Raw genomic sequence first — 16,107 nt, 5'->3', positions numbered from 1 at the left:
CTGCAGGGGGGACCCTGTGGGAGAGTAGGACGCCGCCGAACAATTATTCCAGAGAACCCCCACCCGATTCCGGGTGGGGGTTCTCTGCGTTTACGCAGGATACGATCGCGGTATGGCACGTCGTCCTGGCCCCAAGGCCAACCCCGAAGAAACCAAGCCGCGCACCGAGCCTTTCAGCCTGGCGACGGACCCGTTCACGATGGAGAGCTCGCACGAGGTGGCCGGTCTGTACCTGGCCCCGCCGGAGCGGGTGCTGGCACTGCACGTCGACGCCGAGACGGTGTTGCGGCCGAAGCTCAGGGCCGCGCTGGAGGAGCTGCGGCACGAGCCGCTGCCGGCCACCGTGGCGACCCTGCTGGGGGCGCTCGACGCCACCTCGGAGAAGGTCGTCGGCACCCTGCACCGCAGGCGGCGGGGGGTGGCCTTCCGGCAGTACCTGTCGAGGCTGGACCAGGAGCTGCCGGAGGGCGGCGAGGTCCACCTGATCTGCGACAACTACTTCACGCACAAGTCGCCGACGGTCATCAACTGGCTTCGGGCGCACCCGCGGTTCGTCATGCACTTCGCCCCGAACGAGTCGGCCTGGCTCGCGCACGTGGAGCGCTGGTTCGCCTACCAGGCGGCCCGGGAGGGTTTCCACGGGGACAAGTCCTCGGCGGCCGCGCTGTCGGCGGGGATCACCGAGTGGCAGGGCAGTGTGGTGGAGGAGTCCGAGGAGGACGAGGGGACCGCACGCGGCGTCCACGTCTGGGTGAAGCCCCGCTACTAGGGATCACCAGCCAGCCAGCCGGCTCGGAGCGCTCGGGAGGGCTCAGAGCCGGCCGGCGGCCTTCAGCGCCAGGTAGGCGTCGGCGAGGGCCGGGGCCACCGCGGTCGGCGGGGCGTCCAGGACGGTCACGCCGTGGCGGGTGAGCCGGTCGGCGGTGAGCCGGCGGTCGGCACGGGTCTGCTCGGCAGCCGCCGCGCCGTACACGGCCTCGACGGTGCCGCGGCCGGTGGCCAGCTCGTCGAGGCGAGGGTCGGCCACGGAGGCCAGCACGACCTCGTGGCGCTTGGTGAGCAGCGGCAGCAGCGGCAGCAGGCCGTCCTCGACCGGTGCCGCGTCGAGGCCGGTGAGCAGGACGATCAGTGAGCGGTGCGGTGCCATCGTGAGCGCGGTGGAGACCAGGGAACGCATGTCGGTCTCGTAGAGGGCGGGTTCCAGCAGGGCCATCGCGCTGGTGAAGGCCGGCAGGATCTCGCTGGGGGAACGGCCGGCCACCGAGGCCCGCTTGCGCAGGTCGTGGGCGAGCAGGTCGACCCGGTCACCGGCCCGGGTGGCGAGCGCGGTGAGCAGCAGCGCGGCGTCGAGGGAGGCGTCCAGCCGGGGGGCGTCGCCGACCCGGCCGGCGGAGGTGCGGCCGGTGTCGAGGACGATCAGGATGTGCCGGTCGCGTTCGGGGCGCCAGGTACGGATGGCGACGGTGTTCCGGCGGGCGCTGGCGCGCCAGTCGATCGAGCGGACGTCGTCGCCCGGCAGGTACTCGCGCAGGGAGTCGAACTCGGTGCCCTGGCCACGGGTCAGGACGGAGGTGCGGCCGTCGAGTTCGCGCAGCCGGGCGAGCCGGGAGGGCAGGTGCTTGCGGCTGTCGAACGCGGGCAGGGCGCGGACCGCCCAGGGGACGAGGTGTGATCCCTGCCGGCCGGCCAGGCCGAGCGGCCCGAGGGAACGGACCGTCACCTTCCTGGCGTGGTGGTCGCCGCGCCGGGTCGGGGTGAGCACGGTGGTGACGCGGCGCCGCTCGCCGCCGGGAATCCGCAGGACGTGCCGGGAGGCGGCGATCTCGGTGCCGGGCCGCCAGGCGGACGGTGCCCAGGCGTCGCGGAGGCGCCCCCTGAGCAGGCGGCCCGAAGGGTTGGTCACGGTCAGTTCGACGGTGGCGGGTTCGCCGAGCCGGACGCTGGTGTCGCCACCCCGGGTGATCCGCAGACTGCGGACCGGGGCGGCGAGCACCAGGTCGGTGAGGACGGCGAGCAGGACCGCGCCGGTGACGGCGGCGATCCCGGTCACGGAGGGCAGGAGCAGGCCCACGACGAGCGCGCCGAGTGCGGCGAGCAGGGCGGTTCGCCCGGTGAGGGCCATGCGGTGCGCTCCTACGGGGAGGGACGGAAGGAAGGGGTCAGCGAGGGGCGGGCGTCTGGGCGAGGACGGCCTGGATGACCGAGTCCGCGGTGACACCCTCCATCTCGGCCTCGGCGCGCAGCGCGACGCGGTGGCGCAGGGTGGGCAGCGCGAGCGCCTTGACGTCGTCGGGGGTGACGTAGTCGCGGCCGGCCAGCCAGGCCCAGGCGCGGGAGGCGCCGAGCAGTGCGGTGGCGCCGCGCGGGGAGACGCCGATCGACAGCGAAGGGGACTGCCGGGTGGCCCGGCAGAGGTCGACGACGTAGGCGAGCACCTCGGGAGAGACGGTGAGTTTGGCGATCTGCTCGCGGGCGGCGGCGATGTGCTCGGGGCCGGCCACCGGGCGCACGCCCGCCGAGGCGAGGTCGCGCGGGTCGAAGCCGGCGGCGTGCCGGGCGAGGATCTGGAACTCCTGGTCCCGGTCGGGCAGCGGCAGGATCAGCTTGAGCAGGAAGCGGTCGAGCTGGGCCTCGGGCAGCGGGTAGGTGCCCTCGTACTCGACGGGGTTCTGGGTGGCGGCGACCAGGAACGGGGCGGGCAGTGCGCGCGGCTCGCCGTCCACGGTGACCTGGTGCTCCTCCATGGCCTCCAGCAGGGCGGCCTGGGTCTTGGGCGGCGTGCGGTTGATCTCGTCCGCGAGCAGCAGGTTGGTGAAGACCGGGCCGGGCTGGAAGGAGAACTCGGCGGTGCGGGCGTCGTAGACGAGGGAGCCGGTGACATCGCCGGGCATCAGGTCGGGGGTGAACTGGATGCGCTTGGTGTCCAGGCTGAGGGCGGTGGACAGGGTGCGGATCAGCAGGGTCTTGGCGACGCCGGGGACGCCCTCCAGGAGCACGTGGCCGCCGCAGAGCAGGGCGACGACCAGGCCGGTGACGGCGGCGTCCTGGCCGACCACGGCCTTGGCGATCTCGGCGCGCAGGGCGGTGAGCGCCTGGCGCGGGTCGTCCGTGCCGCCGGGGGTGCCGGGGGTACCAGGGGTGGCAGTCGCCGTGCCGGGGGTGTCGAGCGGGGTGGCGGTGGCCTGTTCGGTCACGGCTTCCGTACCTGCCTTTCGAGGGCGTCGAGATCGTCGGCGAGCCGCAGCAGTGCGGCGTCGTCGGTCGGGGGCGGGCCGTACAGGAGGGCCCGGGCGTCCCCGGCGGGGCGGTCGGGGAGGCGGTCGGTGACGGCCGCGCAGAGCGCGGTGGAGTCGGGTGCGCCGGCGCTGAGCGGGACGCCCAGGGCCGGGGCGAGGCGGTGGGCGGCGGCGCGGCGCAGCGCGTCGGCGGCGCGGCCGCGGGCCTTGGCCCGTCGGTAGAGGCGGGCACGGCCCTCGGTGGTCTCGGCGGCGCGGACCACCACGGGCAGGTCCTCGCCGACGACGGGGCCGAGCCGGCGGGCGCGCCAGACGGCGGCGAGCAGCGCGGCGATGCCGAACTGGTAGGCGGCCCAGCGCCAGCCGTCGGGGATGAAGTCGGTGAACTGCTTGGCGCCGTGGGTGGCGACCGGGGCGCTGTAGTCGGGCAGGTGCCAGGTGAGGCTGGGCTGGGAGCCGAGCAGGCCGAGGGCGAGGGAGGCGTTGCCGTCCTTCTTGAGCAGCTCGTTGCTGAGGAACTCGCCGCTGCCGAGGACGATGACATCGCCGCCGCCGCGGCCGAGCGGGACGCTGACCAGGGGGTAGCCGTGGCCGCGCGGGTAGCAGCCCTCGCCGCGGGTGCCGGCGGTGTACAGCAGGCCGCCGAGGTGGGCGCTGCCGGCCCGGACGGCCTCGGTGAGCGAGCACTGGGCGGGGGTGCTGCGGACGGAGGCGTAGGGCGGGCCGCCGCCTTCGTCGGAGGGGCGGACGCCGGGGGCCAGCGCGCTGAGGGCGGCCGGGCCGGGGGAGATCAGGACCAGCCGGGTGTGCCGGGCGGCGGCGAGGGCGCGCAGCTGCTCCGGGCCCAGCAGGTCGGGTTCGGGGACGACGAGGGTGTCGGCGCCGGTGGTGTGGGTGGCCAGGTCGGTGGTGATGTCGACCTTGAGGCCCTCGCGCTGGAGCAGGGCGACCACGGCGTGGCTGCCGGAGGCGTCGTAGGAGCGCGGGTCGAGCGGGGCGTAGCGGCGCTCCTGGTTGAGGCCGGCCAGCACGGTGGCGGCGAGCAGCAGGACCGCCACCGTGAGCAGGTACCAGCGCGAGCGGTGCCAGAGGCCGCGGCCGGTGGGCGCGAGGCTGCTGGGGGCGGCGGGCGGCGGCGGTCCGGCGGCCTGCGGGGCGGCCGACGCGGGGGTGGCGCTGGTCGTCATGCCGCTCCTTCCGGGGCCGGGGCGAGCGCCGGGCGGGCGCGTTCCAGGGTCTGGTCGAGGTCGCGCAGCAGCCGGTACGCGGCCTGGTCGGCGGTGCGCTCGCCGTAGGCGATGTCGTCGAAGACGACGGCGGCCGCGGTGAGGGCGGCGGCGTGCTCGGGCAGCGCCCGGCCGGCCTCGGCGGCGGCCTCGTCGGCGGTGCGGCCGGGGCGGGCGTCGAGGAGGGCGCGTTCCTCCAGGGCCCGGACCAGGGCGCGCATCCGCTCGCGGACGGCCTCGGCCCACTGCCCGGCGGCGGCGTGCCGTTCGGCGTCGGCCCGGTGCTGGGCGGCGGTGCGCGGCCCGGCGGTGCCGTAGACGCCGAGGGTGGTGCGGACGGCCCGCTTGGGCGCGCCGAGGCGCCACCACAGGGCCGCGCCGATCAGGACGGCGACCACCAGGAAGAGGACCAGCCCGGTGGTACCGGTGGTGCCGTTGCCCGAGATGGCGTCGAGCGCGTCGCCGATCCGGTCGGTGATCCAGTCCAGGATCCGCTGCTGGAGGCTCGGGTCGTGGCGGTGGTAGTCGGCGTTGAGCAGTTCGTCGCGGGCCGCGTCGCGGGCCGGGTCCCGCCCGACGGTGACCGGGGCGCCGCCCGCCGCCGGCATTCTGTCCCCCCAGTTCGGCATGCGGTTCAGAGCCTCGCGGGGGCGGGACCGCCCTGGCCGCCCCAGCCGGGGCCGCCGGTGCCGCCGTGCTCGGGCAGGCCTGCGGCGCGGGCGAGCTCGATGTCGAGGGCCTCGCGGCGGATCCGCTGGTCGACGTAGAGCAGCACACCGATGGTGGCGGTGAACGGGATGGTGATGGTGGAGGAGATCACACCGGCGATCGCGCTGGTGATCAGCATCGCGGTGGGCAGGCTCGCCGGGTCGCCGGAGTCGACCTGGCTGCTGAGGTCGTCGAAGCCGAGGACCAGGCCGACCATCATGAACGGCATCGCGATCACGCCGGCGACGATGCCGGCCAGCAGCTGGCTGAGCAGGTTGATGCCGAACATCCGCCACCAGGAGCCGCGGACCAGGCGGCGGGAGCGGGAGAGCGCGGTCAGCACGCCCTGCTTCTCCAGCATCAGGGCGGGGGCGGCCAGGCTGAGCTGGATCCAGACCCAGACCGCGACCGGGAGGCTGAGCAGGCCGACGATGAACAGCAGGGCCGCGATGACGGGTTCGTCGGCGCCGGCCAGCAGGTAGCCGATCATCGGGGCGAAGCCGAGCAGCACGATGCCGACGCTGATCAGGGCGGTCAGCAGGGTCAGTCCGAGCAGCTGGAACACCCGGGGCCGGGCGTCGCGCCAGGCGTCGCGGATGGTGGCGGACTGTCCGAGGATGGCGCGGCTGACCACCATGGTCAGCAGGGCGGCGGCGACCACGCTGAGCAGCAGCGTCACCGGCAGGCTGGCCAGGGCGGACAGCACGGGTGTGAAGTCGCCGGTGTCGCCGCTGACGGACAGCTCCAGGGCGGTGCCCACGGCCTGCTGGACCACGGCGACGCCCAGCGAGAGGCCGAGCGTGGTGCGCCAGTGCTTGCGGATGGTGGAGACGGCGCCGTCGAGGATCTCGCCGAGGCCGAGCGGGCGCAGCGGGATGATGCCGGGCTTGGGGCTCTGCGGCGCCCCCCAGCCGTACTGCGGGCCGCCCTGCCCGTACGGGCCGCCGGGGCCGTACTGGGGCCCGGGACCGTACTGCGGGCCGCCGTAGCCGGCGCCCCAGGCGGGGGGTGCGGTGGGTGCGCCGTGGGGTGGTGCCGACTGTCCGGGCACGGCGGCGGGCGCGTCGGCCGGGGGCCGGGCGTCGTCGCGGGGTTGCTCGGACGAGCCGGGCGAGGCCCAGCCCGGAGTGTCGGTCATCACTGCTCCTCGGAGGGGCGTCAGGGTTCGCGGAGGCGGGTGGATCTTCACCCGTGCGCAGCGCCCATCGTGCCATGGTGGTCGGACGCCTCTCATGGGTATCCGGTTGCTGAACGGCGACGGGGCCGCCGAGCGGGGACGGCGGGCCGGTCCGGACGGTTCCCGGGCGGGAAGCCGGAGGATATTCGTCCGGTATGGCCGGAATTCGCCGGGTCGCCAGTTGGCCGTTCTGGAGCAATGGGACTGCTGTGCGGCAGGTCACAATCCGGTAATGAGAGGATGGACCCATGAAGGGACGCGTCCTCGTCGTTGATGACGACTCCGCACTGGCCGAGATGCTCGGCATTGTGCTGCGTGGTGAGGGTTTTGAGCCGTTTTTCGTCGCGGATGGAGACAGGGCGCTAGCCGCGTTCAGGGAGACCAAGCCGGATCTGGTTCTGCTGGACCTGATGCTGCCCGGACGGGACGGTATCGACGTCTGCCGGCAGATCCGGGCGGAGTCCGGCATTCCGATCGTCATGCTGACCGCGAAGACGGACACGGTGGACGTGGTGGTGGGCCTGGAGTCGGGCGCCGACGACTACGTCACCAAGCCGTTCAAGCCCAAGGAGCTGGTGGCCCGGGTACGGGCCCGGCTGCGTCGTGCCGAGGAGCCGACGCCCGAGCAGCTGACCATCGGCGATCTGGTGATCGACGTGGCCGGCCACTCGGTGAAGCGGGACGGCCGGGGCATCCCGCTGACCCCGCTGGAGTTCGACCTGCTGGTCGCGCTGGCCCGCAAGCCCTGGCAGGTGTTCACCCGTGAGGTGCTGCTGGAGCAGGTCTGGGGCTACCGCCACGCGGCGGACACCCGGCTGGTCAACGTGCATGTCCAGCGCCTGCGCTCCAAGATCGAGAAGGACCCGGAGCGCCCCGAGATTGTGGTGACCGTCCGTGGCGTCGGCTACAAGGCCGGGCCCAGCTGACGTGGCGTACCAGGCTGACGACACCCCTTCGGGTTCCGCGACCGAGGGGGGCGCCGCCGTGCGCGGGGACGTCCTGAGCTCGACCACCAGGAGCCGCCGCCGACGCGGCCCGGGTACTCTGCTCGCGCCGGTGACCCGTCAGCTGCGCCGCCCCCTGCACCGGGTGACGGCGCTGTACCACCGCTCCATCCAGCTGCGGGTGGTCGCGGCCACCCTGATGCTGTCCGTCGTGGTGGTGCTGGTGCTGGGCGTGGTGGTGGTGGCCCAGGTGCGCACCGGGCTGCTGGACACCAAGAGGACCTCGGCGCGGAACCAGGCCAGCGACGGCTTCGCGACCGAGCTGAAGAAGATCGACGAGGCGAAGGACCTGCGCTTCAAGGTCGGGGCCACCCCCGATCCGACCACCGAGGAACTGGGCACCTGGCTGCTCAAGCAGGTCGGTGACCTCGCGGCCAGCGGGCAGAGCGTCTACTCGGTGATCGCCGTCCTGCCCAGCGGTCAGACGGTCTCGCCGGAGAACACCAGCGTGGGCCCGCGCTACTCCGGTGACATCCTGCCGATCAGCATCCCCGAGACGCTGCGGGCGAAGGTCTCGGCGGAACCGGGTCTGGCGTTCGACCAGCCGACCTCGATCCGCCGGGCCAGCGACAACGGCCGCCACCCCGAGCCCGGCCTCGCGGTCGGCATGCAGTTCGTCGGCCCGACCAACGCCACCAGCTACCAGCTGTACTACGTCTTCTCCTTCGGCCAGGAGACCGACACCCTGGGCATGGTCACCGGCACCCTGGCGACCGCCGGGGTGTTCGTGGTGATCCTGCTCGGCGGTATCGCCTGGCTGGTGGTGCGCCAGGTGGTCACACCGGTGCGGATGGCCGCCGGGATCTCCGAGCGGCTGGCCGCCGGGCACCTGGAGGAGCGGATGAAGGTCACCGGGACGGACGACATCGCCCGCCTCGGAGAATCGTTCAACCGGATGGCCAACGCGCTGCAGGCCCAGATCCGTCAGCTGGAGGAGCTCTCCCGGGTGCAGCGGCGCTTCGTCTCGGACGTCTCGCACGAGCTGCGCACCCCGCTGACCACCGTCCGGATGGCCGCCGACCTGATCTACGACAGCCGCGAGGACCTGGACCCGATGGCGGCCCGTTCGGCCGAACTGCTCCAGGGCCAGCTGGACCGCTTCGAGTCGCTGCTGGCCGACCTGCTGGAGATCAGCCGGTTCGACGCGGGCGCCGCGATCCTGGACGCCGAGCCGGTCGACCTGCGCGACATCGTCGGCCGGGTGGTCGAGGCCGCCGACCCGCTGGCGCAGGCCAAGGGCAGCGCGGTGGTGATCCGCGGTGACGGCGAACCGGTGGTGGCGGAGGTCGACTCCCGGCGGATCGAGCGCATCCTGCGCAACCTGGTGGTCAACGCGCTGGAGCACGGCGAGGGCCGGGACGTCGTGGTCCGGCTGGGCTCGGCCGACGGCGCGGTCGCGGTCGGCGTGCGGGACTACGGCATCGGCCTCAAGCCGGGCGAGGCGTCCCGGGTGTTCCACCGCTTCTGGCGGGCCGACCCGTCCCGGGTGCGGACCACCGGCGGCACCGGCCTCGGCCTGTCCATCGCGGTCGAGGACGCGCACCTGCACGGCGGCTGGCTGCAGGCCTGGGGCGAGCCCGGCGGCGGCTCGCACTTCCGGCTCACGCTGCCGCGCACCCGCGGCGGCGAGATCAGCCGGGCGCCGTTCCGGCTGGAGCCGGAGGACTCCCGCAGCAACCGGGGCCTCGGTTCGTACGGGACGCCGTACCGGCGGGCGATCCGGCCGGCCGGTGCCACCGCGCTGGCCGCCGCCGAGGAGCAGGCCGTCCCGGAGACGCCGGAGGGCACCGGCAACGGCTTCGGCAGCGGGCTGGGCGGGGTGCTGAACCTCGGCCCCGGTCTGGGTACCCGCCGGCTGCCCGAGGGGCCGCGCGCCGATCCCTCGGACGTGCGGACGGTCGGGGCCGGGTACGGTGCCACCGGCGCCCAGGTCATGGTGGACCCGACGCCCGGTCGGCCGTCGGTGGCACAGCGGACGGCGGAGCCGGGGACGACGGGCACGGCGGACGCCGCGCATGGCACGGGCTGGACGGACACGGAGGGGTCGCGGCGTGCGAGGGACGAGCAGCAGGACTGAGCCGAGGCTGGCCGCGGTGGCCGGTGCGGTGCTGGGCGCCCTGCTGGCGGGCGGCTGCGCCGGGATGCCGGACTCCGGCAGCATCGGCAGGGTCGAGCCGTCGCAGGGCGCCGTGGACAAGAACCTCCAGGTCAGGGTCTTTCCGGTGGAGCCCGCCAAGGGGGCCAAGCCGCGTGACCTGCTGACGGGCTTCCTGGACACCCTCACCGCCGACGAGGGCTACGACACCGCGCGCAAGTACCTCACGGACGAGGCCGCCGCCAAGTGGAGCCCGGAGGCGGGTATCCAGGTGCTCTCCGCCAACCCCACCGTGCCCGTCGCCCAGAACGTGGCCGATACCGACACCGCGATGACCGCCTCCGTCCCCGGTACGGTCGTCGCCCGGGTCGACGGCAAGCACTCGTACACCCTTCTGGAGACCCCGGAGAGCGTCTACCTCGAATTCGCGTTCGTCCGGGAGAAGTCCGGCGAGTGGCGGATCGGCAAGCTGCCCGACGGTCTGATCATCAACGAGACCAACTTCCGCAACAGCTACCGCCAGGTGGACCGGTTCTTCTACACGGTCCCCGATCCGTCCTCGTCCGCCACCTCCGGGGCCGGCGCCCAGGAGGTGCTGATCGCCGACCCGATCTACCTGCGGCGCCGAATAGACCCGCTGACCTCGGCCGCCAAGGCCGTGGTCGCCGGGCCCTCCGACTGGCTCGCGCCGGTGGCCCGGACCGCCTTCCCGGCCGGTGTCACCGTCCAGAAGGTGACGGTCGACGACGGCCGTATCGCCCGCGTCGAACTCGCCGGCCCCGACCTCGGCGGCACCCTGCTCTGCCGGAGGATGGCGGCCCAGCTCTTCTACACCCTCGCCGACCAGGGCAAGGGGCAGGTGGAGCGGCTGGAGCTGAAGGGCCCGCACGGCAACAACTGCCAGGTGATCCGCAGCGACGTGTCGGCCAACGGCCCCGGCGCGCTGGCCGGACCGCTCGCCGGCCAGCAGTACTACCAGCGCGCCGACGACGGCGTGCTGATGGACGCCCACGACGCGGGCGACGGCAGTCCCGTCCGCGGGCCGCTCGGCAAGCCCCAGTCGAAGCGCCCGCTCGGCACCGTGGCGGTGCGGCGCGACGGCTTGCAGGCCGCCGTCATCAGCAAGGACGGCCAGCAGCTCTACTCGGTACCGCTGGCGGACACGGCCCAGGCCCTGCCCGAGCCGGTGGCCACCTCCACGGCCCGGTCCACCGAGAAGAGCGAGGACGGTCTCGCGTCGCCCAGCTGGGACGGCCGCGGCGATCTCTGGGTGGTGGACCGCGACCCGCAGAACCCCAAGGTGCTGCTGGTGCGCGGCAACAAGCCCGTCACCGTGCCGGTCGACGGCCTGCAGAAGAGCACCGTACAGAGCCTCAAGATCTCCTCGGACGGGGTCCGGGCGGCCATGGTGCTCAGGACCGAGAAGGGCTCGCAGCGGCTGGCGGTCGGCCTGGTGCAGCACGGCGGCACCCCGAACGCGCCCACCGCGAGGATCATCGGGCTGCGCACCATCGCCCCGCTTCTCACCGAGGTCTCCTCGGTGTCCTGGGCGGAGGCGGACCAGCTGCTGGTGCTGGGCAAGGAGCGGGACCGGCTGCAGCAGCTGTACTACATCAGCACGGACGGCTCGCAGAGCTCCGACGGCTCCCTGCAGGGCGGCGAGGGGATGGCCACCGTGGAGGCGGCCGAGTCCCGGGCGGAGAGCTCGGCCCAGGTGCCGCCGCCGGTGCTCGCGCTCCAGGGCGCCGACGGCAAGATCTACCGGCTGGTCAACAGCCAGTGGCGCGAACTCGTCCTGACGCACCGGGCCGGCTCGTTCATCTACCCGGGCTGAGGCCGGCCGGGGGGAACCGGCCGGGCCGGTGCGGGACGACGGCCGCGACGGTGCCGGCCGCGCTCGCCGGGAGGCCGGCGGCGGCCAGCGCCCGGGCCGCCTCGGCGAGGCTGGCGCCGGTGGTCACCAAGTCGTCCACCAGGACGGGCAGGCGGCCGTCCAGCAGCCGGTGCGCGAGGGGCAGGACGGCGAGCGCGCCGTGCAGGTTGCGCCTGCGCTCGGCGGCGGTCAGACCGGCCTGGTCGGCGACCGGGCGGGTGTGTCGCAGCAGTGGCGCGGCCCGGGCGTTCAGGCCGCTCCGGCGCAGGGACCTGGCGGCGGCGCGGGCCAGCCGCAGCGTCGGGTCGTGGCCACGGGCACGGACGGCGGTGCGGGCGGAGGGCATCGGGACGAGCAGCAGCGGGGTGAGCCCGGCGCGCGGCCCGAGGGCGGAGCACACGGCCCGGGCGAGCGCGTCGCCGAGCGGGTCGGCCAGCCACAGCGCGCCGCGCTCCTTGTGGGCGAGCAGCAGTTGCCGTACCGGGCCGGCGTAGGGGGCGGCGGCGTGCACCCGGGGCAGCACGGTGGGGCCGGGCCGGGCGGTGGCCAGGGCGCGCCGGCAGGACGGGCAGAGCCGGACGCGATCGGCGCCGCAGCCCGCACAGCGGGCCGGCAGCAGCAGGCCCAGCAGCCCGGCCAGTGCGTGGGCGAACGGCCCCCGGGCGGGCCGGGGACGGGCGGGAGCGGTGGTGGGCGGCACGGCTGCTCCTGGCGGCAGGCACGAAGAGTGAGCAAAGAATGCGCCGTACGGGGGGTGTTGTCCAGGTATTTACCCATACTTCACTCGCATGAGGGTAGACAGGGTGCAACAGCTTGACCGCTAGCCCACAGCATCGGGTCATACCCACTTTTCCGCCTGGGGAGGCGGAAACCCCGTGTGAGGTGTTCGATAAGGCTCCAGGGGGTTTCAACCGTCCCTGGTGGGGAGGAAGTGAGGTGAGGGCCAGTCGTTTCCGCCGCTGGCGGTGGAGACGGGGGGCCGGCAGTGGATTGGCTGGTCCAGCTGGGTCTCAGCCCGATCCGGTAGCACCCGGATCGGCGTCAGCACGAGGGATCGGAGTTCTGCGTGGACATCGTCGTCAAGGGCCGCAAGACCGAGGTGCCCAAGAGGTTCCGCGAGCACGTGGCCGAGAAGCTGGAGAAGGTCCAGAAGTTCGACGGCAAGGTGATCAGCCTCGACGTCGAGGTGTCCAAGGAGCACAACCCGCGTCAGGCCGACCGGTCCGAGCGGGTGGAGATCACTCTCCGTACTCGTGGACCGGTGATCCGGGCCGAGGCCGCCGCCGGGGACCCGTACGCGGCGCTCGACCTGGCTTCGGCGAAGCTCGACGCGCAGCTGCGCAAGTCCGCAGACCGGCGCCGGGTGCACAAGGGCGGCAACGGCCGCACCCCCATCAGCGTCGCCGAGGCGACCGCGGCCCTGGCCGCGCTGCCCGACACGACGCGGCACGAGGGCGAGACCAACGGAGCCGTCCGCAAGACCATGATGGGATCCCTGGAAGTGGAGGGCGAAGGCCCGCTGGTGGTCCGGGAGAAGACCCACCCGGCCGCCCCCATGGCGCTGGACCAGGCGCTCTACGAGATGGAACTGGTCGGCCACGACTTCTACCTCTTCGTGGAGAAGGACAGCGGCCTGCCGAGCGTCGTCTACCGCCGGCACGGTTACAACTACGGTGTCATCCACCTGAAGGCCGACGGCTCGGCCGGGGCGGGGGCCGGCGCCGGTGGTGCGATCGGTGGGTCCGACGACGAGGACTGACCGTCCGGGCAGTGTTGGAGAGGTGACCCCGGCGGCCGTGGCCGCCGGGGTCACCGGCGTTTCGGGGGCCGTGGCGGCACCGCGCGCCGGGCGGGCGGCGGGCAGGGGGTTCGGCGGGGTCACCCTGTGCGGGGGAATCGGCGGCGGAGGGTGACCGGAGGGGGCCCGCGGCGTGGAATGATTGGCGCACGACGACCGGCGACGGGGGAGGAGCGGATGGGGGATCACTTCGGGCTGGGGCCCGCCACAGGGCCGGTCAGGGGGGTGTCACCGGGGCCTGGGGGGCAGCCCGAGTACGCCCCGCACCGAGGGGAGCCGATCCGCGTCCTGGTGGTGGACGACCACGCCCTGTTCCGCCGGGGCCTGGAGATCGTGCTCGCGGAGGAAGAGGACATCAAGGTCATCGGCGAGGCGGGGGACGGGGCCGAGGCCGTGCTGAAGGCGGCGGACCTGCTGCCCGACATCATCCTGATGGACGTCCGGATGCCCCGGCGCAGCGGGATCGAGGCGTGTACCGCGATCAAGGACGTGGTGCCCAGCACCAAGATCATCATGCTGACGATAAGCGATGAGGAGGCCGACCTCTACGAGGCGATCAAGGCCGGCGCCACCGGCTACCTGCTGAAGGAGATCTCCACCGACGAGGTCGCCACCGCGATCCGGGCGGTCGCCGACGGGCAGTCGCAGATCAGCCCGTCGATGGCCTCCAAGCTGCTCACCGAGTTCAAGTCGATGATCCAGCGCCGCTCCGACGACCGGGACCTGGTGCCGGCGCCCCGGCTGACCGACCGGGAGCTGGAGGTGCTGAAGCTGGTGGCCACCGGGATGAACAACCGGGAGATCGCCAAGGAGCTGTTCATCAGCGAGAACACCGTGAAGAACCATGTGCGCAACATCCTGGAGAAGCTCCAACTGCACTCCAGGATGGAGGCCGTGGTCTACGCGATGCGGGAGAAGATCCTCGAGATAGGCTGACGGCCGAGCGGGGGGCGGGGGCCTCCGTCGTCGGTCCTCAGCCGTCGAGCCGCTTCTCCAGGGCCGGGCGCAGCGCCTCGTCGTGCAGCGCCTCCACCCGGACGGTGTCGCAGCCCACCCAGTCGGCGGCCTCGCGCAGCGCGACCGCCAGCGCCTCGACGTGGCGCGGCGCCTCCAGGGACACCTGACGCGCCACCAGGGTCCTTCCCTCGCGGGCCGGATCGACCCGGCCGACCAGCCTGCCGCCGGCCAGCAGCGGCATCGCGAAGTAGCCGTGCACCCGCTTGTGCCGGGGCGTGTAGGCCTCCAGCCGGTGCGTCATGCCGAAGATCCGTTCGGTGCGCGGGCGGTCCCAGACCAATGAGTCGAACGGCGAGAGCAGCGTGGTGCGGTGCCGCCCGCGCGGCGGGGCGTCGAGTGCGGCCGGGTCGGCCCAGGCCGCGGCCGGCGCGCCGGCCGGGCCCCAGCCCGCGACCTCCACCGGGACGAGGCCGGAGTCGGCGAGCACCGGGTCCAACTCCTCGGCGCGCAGCCGGTGGTAGTCCTGGAGATCGGCCCTGGTGGCCACGCCGAGCGCGGCGCCGGCCTGGGCGACCAGGGTGCGCAGGCACTCCCGGTCGGTCGGGTCCGAGCCGAACAACTCGGCGGGGATCGCCTGTTCGGCCAGCGCGTAGACCCGCTTCCAGCTCCGGCGCTCGGTGCAGACCACGTCGCCGAAGGCCAGCGCCCGCTCCACCGCGATCTTGGTGTCGGACCAGTCCCACCACTCGGCCGTCTTCTTGGCGCCGCCCAGCTCGGTGGAGGTGAGCGGCCCCTCGGCGCGCAGCTTGTCCAGCACGTGCCGGTACGTCTCCGGGGTGACCTGGTGGCCCCAGAGGTGGCCGCGGTCGCGGTACCGGCGGCGCCGGAACGCGAACAGCGGCCACTCCTCGACCGGCAGGACGCAGGCCGCGTGGGACCAGTACTCGAAGCTCGCCCCCGCGCCCCAGTACGCCGCCTCGACCGCCGGCCGCCCGACCGCGCCGAGGCGCGCGTACGGCACCAGTTCGTGCGAGCGGGCCAGCACCGAGATGGTGTCGAGCTGGACGGCGCCCAGGTGCCGCAGCACCCCGCGGACGCCGGACCGGCGGTCCGGCGCGCCGAGCAGGCCCTGCGCGCGCAGGGCGATCCGGCGGGCGTCGTCGGCGCTGAGGGTCGTGACGGGAGTCGTGACGGTCATGTCGGCGAGCGTAGACGGGGGCACCGACAGCCCCGGCCGGGGCGGGGAGGCGTCAGTCGTCGAGGTCGGTGGCGAGCAGCGAGGCGACCCAGGCGTCGTGGAACACGCCGCGCTGCTCGGCGTACGAGCGCAGGGTGCCCTCGAAGCGGTAGCCGACCTTCTCGGCCACCGCGCGGGAGCCGTCGTTGCCCACGTACGCCTGCCACTCCAGACGGCGCAGACCCAGCTCGGTGAGCCCGTAACGGGCCACCGCGCGGGCGCCCTCGACGGCGTAGCCGCGGCCGCGGTACTCCTTGACCGTCCACCAGCCGACCTCGGCGGCGCCCGCGTCACCGGGCCGGCGGACCAGCCCCTGGGTACCCACCAGGGCGTCCGACCCGCGTTCGAAGACGCACCAGACGAGGGCCGCACCGGTGCGCCAGCCGTTCGTGCCGAGGTCGTTGACGAAGTACTCGGCGTCCTCGCGGCGGTAGGGGCTCGGCACGACCGTCCAGCGCTGGATGTCCGCGTCCTGGCAGGCCGCGAAGACCGCGTCCACGTCGGCCTCCCGCGGGGGCCTGAGCACCAGCCGCGCGGTGGTCAGGGTGACGGGCTCGACGGCGGGCTCTTCCCGGGGTTCTGTGGTCTCTGCCATGGCCGGATTATTCCGTGCAGAGAGGAATCCGTGCATCCGATTAAAGGCCCGGTCGCCGGGGTGGTTGACCGTTTTGCCCCGGTGGGCGGCGCTATCGGGGCATGTGCTCGCGCGGGTGACACGGGAATAGCGTGCTGACGCACCTCCCGGGGCATTGGACTCCTCGCATACGATGGCCCGTGCGGTGGGGTGAACCCGCCG

General features: G+C 73.7%; 14 protein-coding genes. 6 read left to right on the top strand and 8 right to left on the bottom strand.

Annotated features, from left to right (window positions below; genetic code table 11):
* Positions 1-112: 112 nt before the first annotated feature.
* Positions 113-769, top strand: coding sequence for a transposase (locus ACIP82_RS33575; RefSeq protein WP_400658979.1), 657 nt, complete (start codon positions 113-115; stop codon positions 767-769).
* A 42-nt stretch (positions 770-811) separates the two neighbouring features.
* On the opposite strand, the gene ACIP82_RS33570 is transcribed toward ACIP82_RS33575, so the two are convergent.
* The 5 genes from ACIP82_RS33570 to ACIP82_RS33550 form a co-directional block, all read right to left on the bottom strand.
* Complete coding sequence (locus ACIP82_RS33570; RefSeq protein ID WP_400658977.1) at positions 812-2,122, bottom strand: DUF58 domain-containing protein; 1,311 nt, start codon at positions 2,120-2,122, stop codon at positions 812-814.
* Between the two features lie 37 nt (positions 2,123-2,159).
* Complete coding sequence (locus ACIP82_RS33565) at positions 2,160-3,080, bottom strand: MoxR family ATPase (RefSeq protein WP_363611662.1); 921 nt, start codon at positions 3,078-3,080, stop codon at positions 2,160-2,162.
* A 110-nt stretch (positions 3,081-3,190) separates the two neighbouring features.
* Positions 3,191-4,423 carry a DUF4350 domain-containing protein gene (locus ACIP82_RS33560; protein WP_400658975.1) on the bottom strand — a complete coding sequence of 411 codons (1,233 nt, stop codon included), beginning with the start codon at positions 4,421-4,423 and terminating at the stop codon, positions 3,191-3,193.
* Positions 4,420-5,091, bottom strand: coding sequence for a DUF4129 domain-containing protein (locus tag ACIP82_RS33555; protein ID WP_400658973.1), 672 nt, complete (start codon positions 5,089-5,091; stop codon positions 4,420-4,422). Before ACIP82_RS33555 ends, ACIP82_RS33560 begins: the two co-directional genes overlap by 4 nt.
* Positions 5,092-5,096: 5 nt before the next feature.
* Positions 5,097-6,308, bottom strand: a complete 1,212-nt coding sequence (locus ACIP82_RS33550; RefSeq protein ID WP_400658971.1) for a hypothetical protein — start codon at positions 6,306-6,308, stop codon at positions 5,097-5,099.
* Between the two features lie 287 nt (positions 6,309-6,595).
* Between ACIP82_RS33550 and mtrA the strand changes: the two genes are divergently transcribed.
* The 3 genes from mtrA to ACIP82_RS33535 all read left to right on the top strand — a co-directional run bounded on the left by mtrA (position 6,596) and on the right by ACIP82_RS33535 (position 11,280).
* The gene (gene mtrA, locus ACIP82_RS33545; protein WP_030247322.1) at positions 6,596-7,273 is read left to right on the top strand and encodes an MtrAB system response regulator MtrA; all 678 of its coding nucleotides are present in this window, start codon (positions 6,596-6,598) and stop codon (positions 7,271-7,273) included.
* A 130-nt stretch (positions 7,274-7,403) separates the two neighbouring features.
* On the top strand, positions 7,404-9,428 hold the full coding sequence (gene mtrB / locus ACIP82_RS33540; RefSeq protein ID WP_400658968.1) for an MtrAB system histidine kinase MtrB: 2,025 nt from the start codon (positions 7,404-7,406) through the stop codon (positions 9,426-9,428).
* On the top strand, positions 9,403-11,280 hold the full coding sequence (locus tag ACIP82_RS33535) for an LpqB family beta-propeller domain-containing protein (protein WP_400658966.1): 1,878 nt from the start codon (positions 9,403-9,405) through the stop codon (positions 11,278-11,280). The genes mtrB and ACIP82_RS33535 overlap by 26 nt, the downstream gene beginning before the upstream one ends.
* Here ACIP82_RS33535 and ACIP82_RS33530 read toward each other — a convergent pair.
* Complete coding sequence (locus ACIP82_RS33530; RefSeq protein WP_400658987.1) at positions 11,264-11,938, bottom strand: ComF family protein; 675 nt, start codon at positions 11,936-11,938, stop codon at positions 11,264-11,266. The two genes, ACIP82_RS33535 and ACIP82_RS33530, sit on opposite strands and share 17 nt — an antisense overlap.
* Before the next feature lie 447 nt (positions 11,939-12,385).
* Between ACIP82_RS33530 and hpf the strand changes: the two genes are divergently transcribed.
* On the top strand, positions 12,386-13,078 hold the full coding sequence (gene hpf, locus ACIP82_RS33525) for a ribosome hibernation-promoting factor, HPF/YfiA family (protein WP_363611592.1): 693 nt from the start codon (positions 12,386-12,388) through the stop codon (positions 13,076-13,078).
* 216 nt (positions 13,079-13,294) lie between these two features.
* Positions 13,295-14,053 (top strand): response regulator transcription factor, encoded by a 759-nt coding sequence (locus ACIP82_RS33520; protein ID WP_363611594.1) that lies wholly within the window; start codon positions 13,295-13,297, stop codon positions 14,051-14,053.
* A 37-nt stretch (positions 14,054-14,090) separates the two neighbouring features.
* Here ACIP82_RS33520 and ACIP82_RS33515 read toward each other — a convergent pair whose 3' ends face one another.
* A complete protein-coding gene (locus ACIP82_RS33515; RefSeq protein ID WP_400658963.1) occupies positions 14,091-15,272 on the bottom strand; it encodes a winged helix-turn-helix domain-containing protein in 1,182 nt (393 codons plus the stop codon).
* Positions 15,273-15,324: 52 nt separating this feature from the next.
* Positions 15,325-15,906, bottom strand: coding sequence for a GNAT family N-acetyltransferase (locus ACIP82_RS33510; RefSeq protein ID WP_363611598.1), 582 nt, complete (start codon positions 15,904-15,906; stop codon positions 15,325-15,327).
* Positions 15,907-16,107: the final 201 nt, after the last annotated feature.

Source organism: Kitasatospora sp. NPDC088548, from assembly GCF_044753005.1.
Lineage (GTDB): Bacteria > Actinomycetota > Actinomycetes > Streptomycetales > Streptomycetaceae > Kitasatospora.
Note: the sequence above shows the minus strand (reverse complement) of the source record. Positions and strands in the feature narration are given on the sequence as shown.

Excerpts from the sequence above, each read along its gene's own strand:
- ACIP82_RS33575 (WP_400658979.1), top strand. The coding sequence starts at position 113 with ATGGCACGTCGTCCTGGCCCCAAGGCCAACCCCGAAGAAACCAAGCCG.
- ACIP82_RS33570 (WP_400658977.1), bottom strand. The coding sequence starts at position 2,122 with ATGGCCCTCACCGGGCGAACCGCCCTGCTCGCCGCACTCGGCGCGCTC.
- ACIP82_RS33560 (WP_400658975.1), bottom strand. The coding sequence starts at position 4,423 with ATGACGACCAGCGCCACCCCCGCGTCGGCCGCCCCGCAGGCCGCCGGA.
- ACIP82_RS33555 (WP_400658973.1), bottom strand. The coding sequence starts at position 5,091 with ATGCCGAACTGGGGGGACAGAATGCCGGCGGCGGGCGGCGCCCCGGTC.
- ACIP82_RS33550 (WP_400658971.1), bottom strand. The coding sequence starts at position 6,308 with ATGACCGACACTCCGGGCTGGGCCTCGCCCGGCTCGTCCGAGCAACCC.
- mtrA (WP_030247322.1), top strand. The coding sequence starts at position 6,596 with ATGAAGGGACGCGTCCTCGTCGTTGATGACGACTCCGCACTGGCCGAG.
- ACIP82_RS33520 (WP_363611594.1), top strand. The coding sequence starts at position 13,295 with ATGGGGGATCACTTCGGGCTGGGGCCCGCCACAGGGCCGGTCAGGGGG.
- ACIP82_RS33515 (WP_400658963.1), bottom strand. The coding sequence starts at position 15,272 with ATGACCGTCACGACTCCCGTCACGACCCTCAGCGCCGACGACGCCCGC.
- ACIP82_RS33510 (WP_363611598.1), bottom strand. The coding sequence starts at position 15,906 with ATGGCAGAGACCACAGAACCCCGGGAAGAGCCCGCCGTCGAGCCCGTC.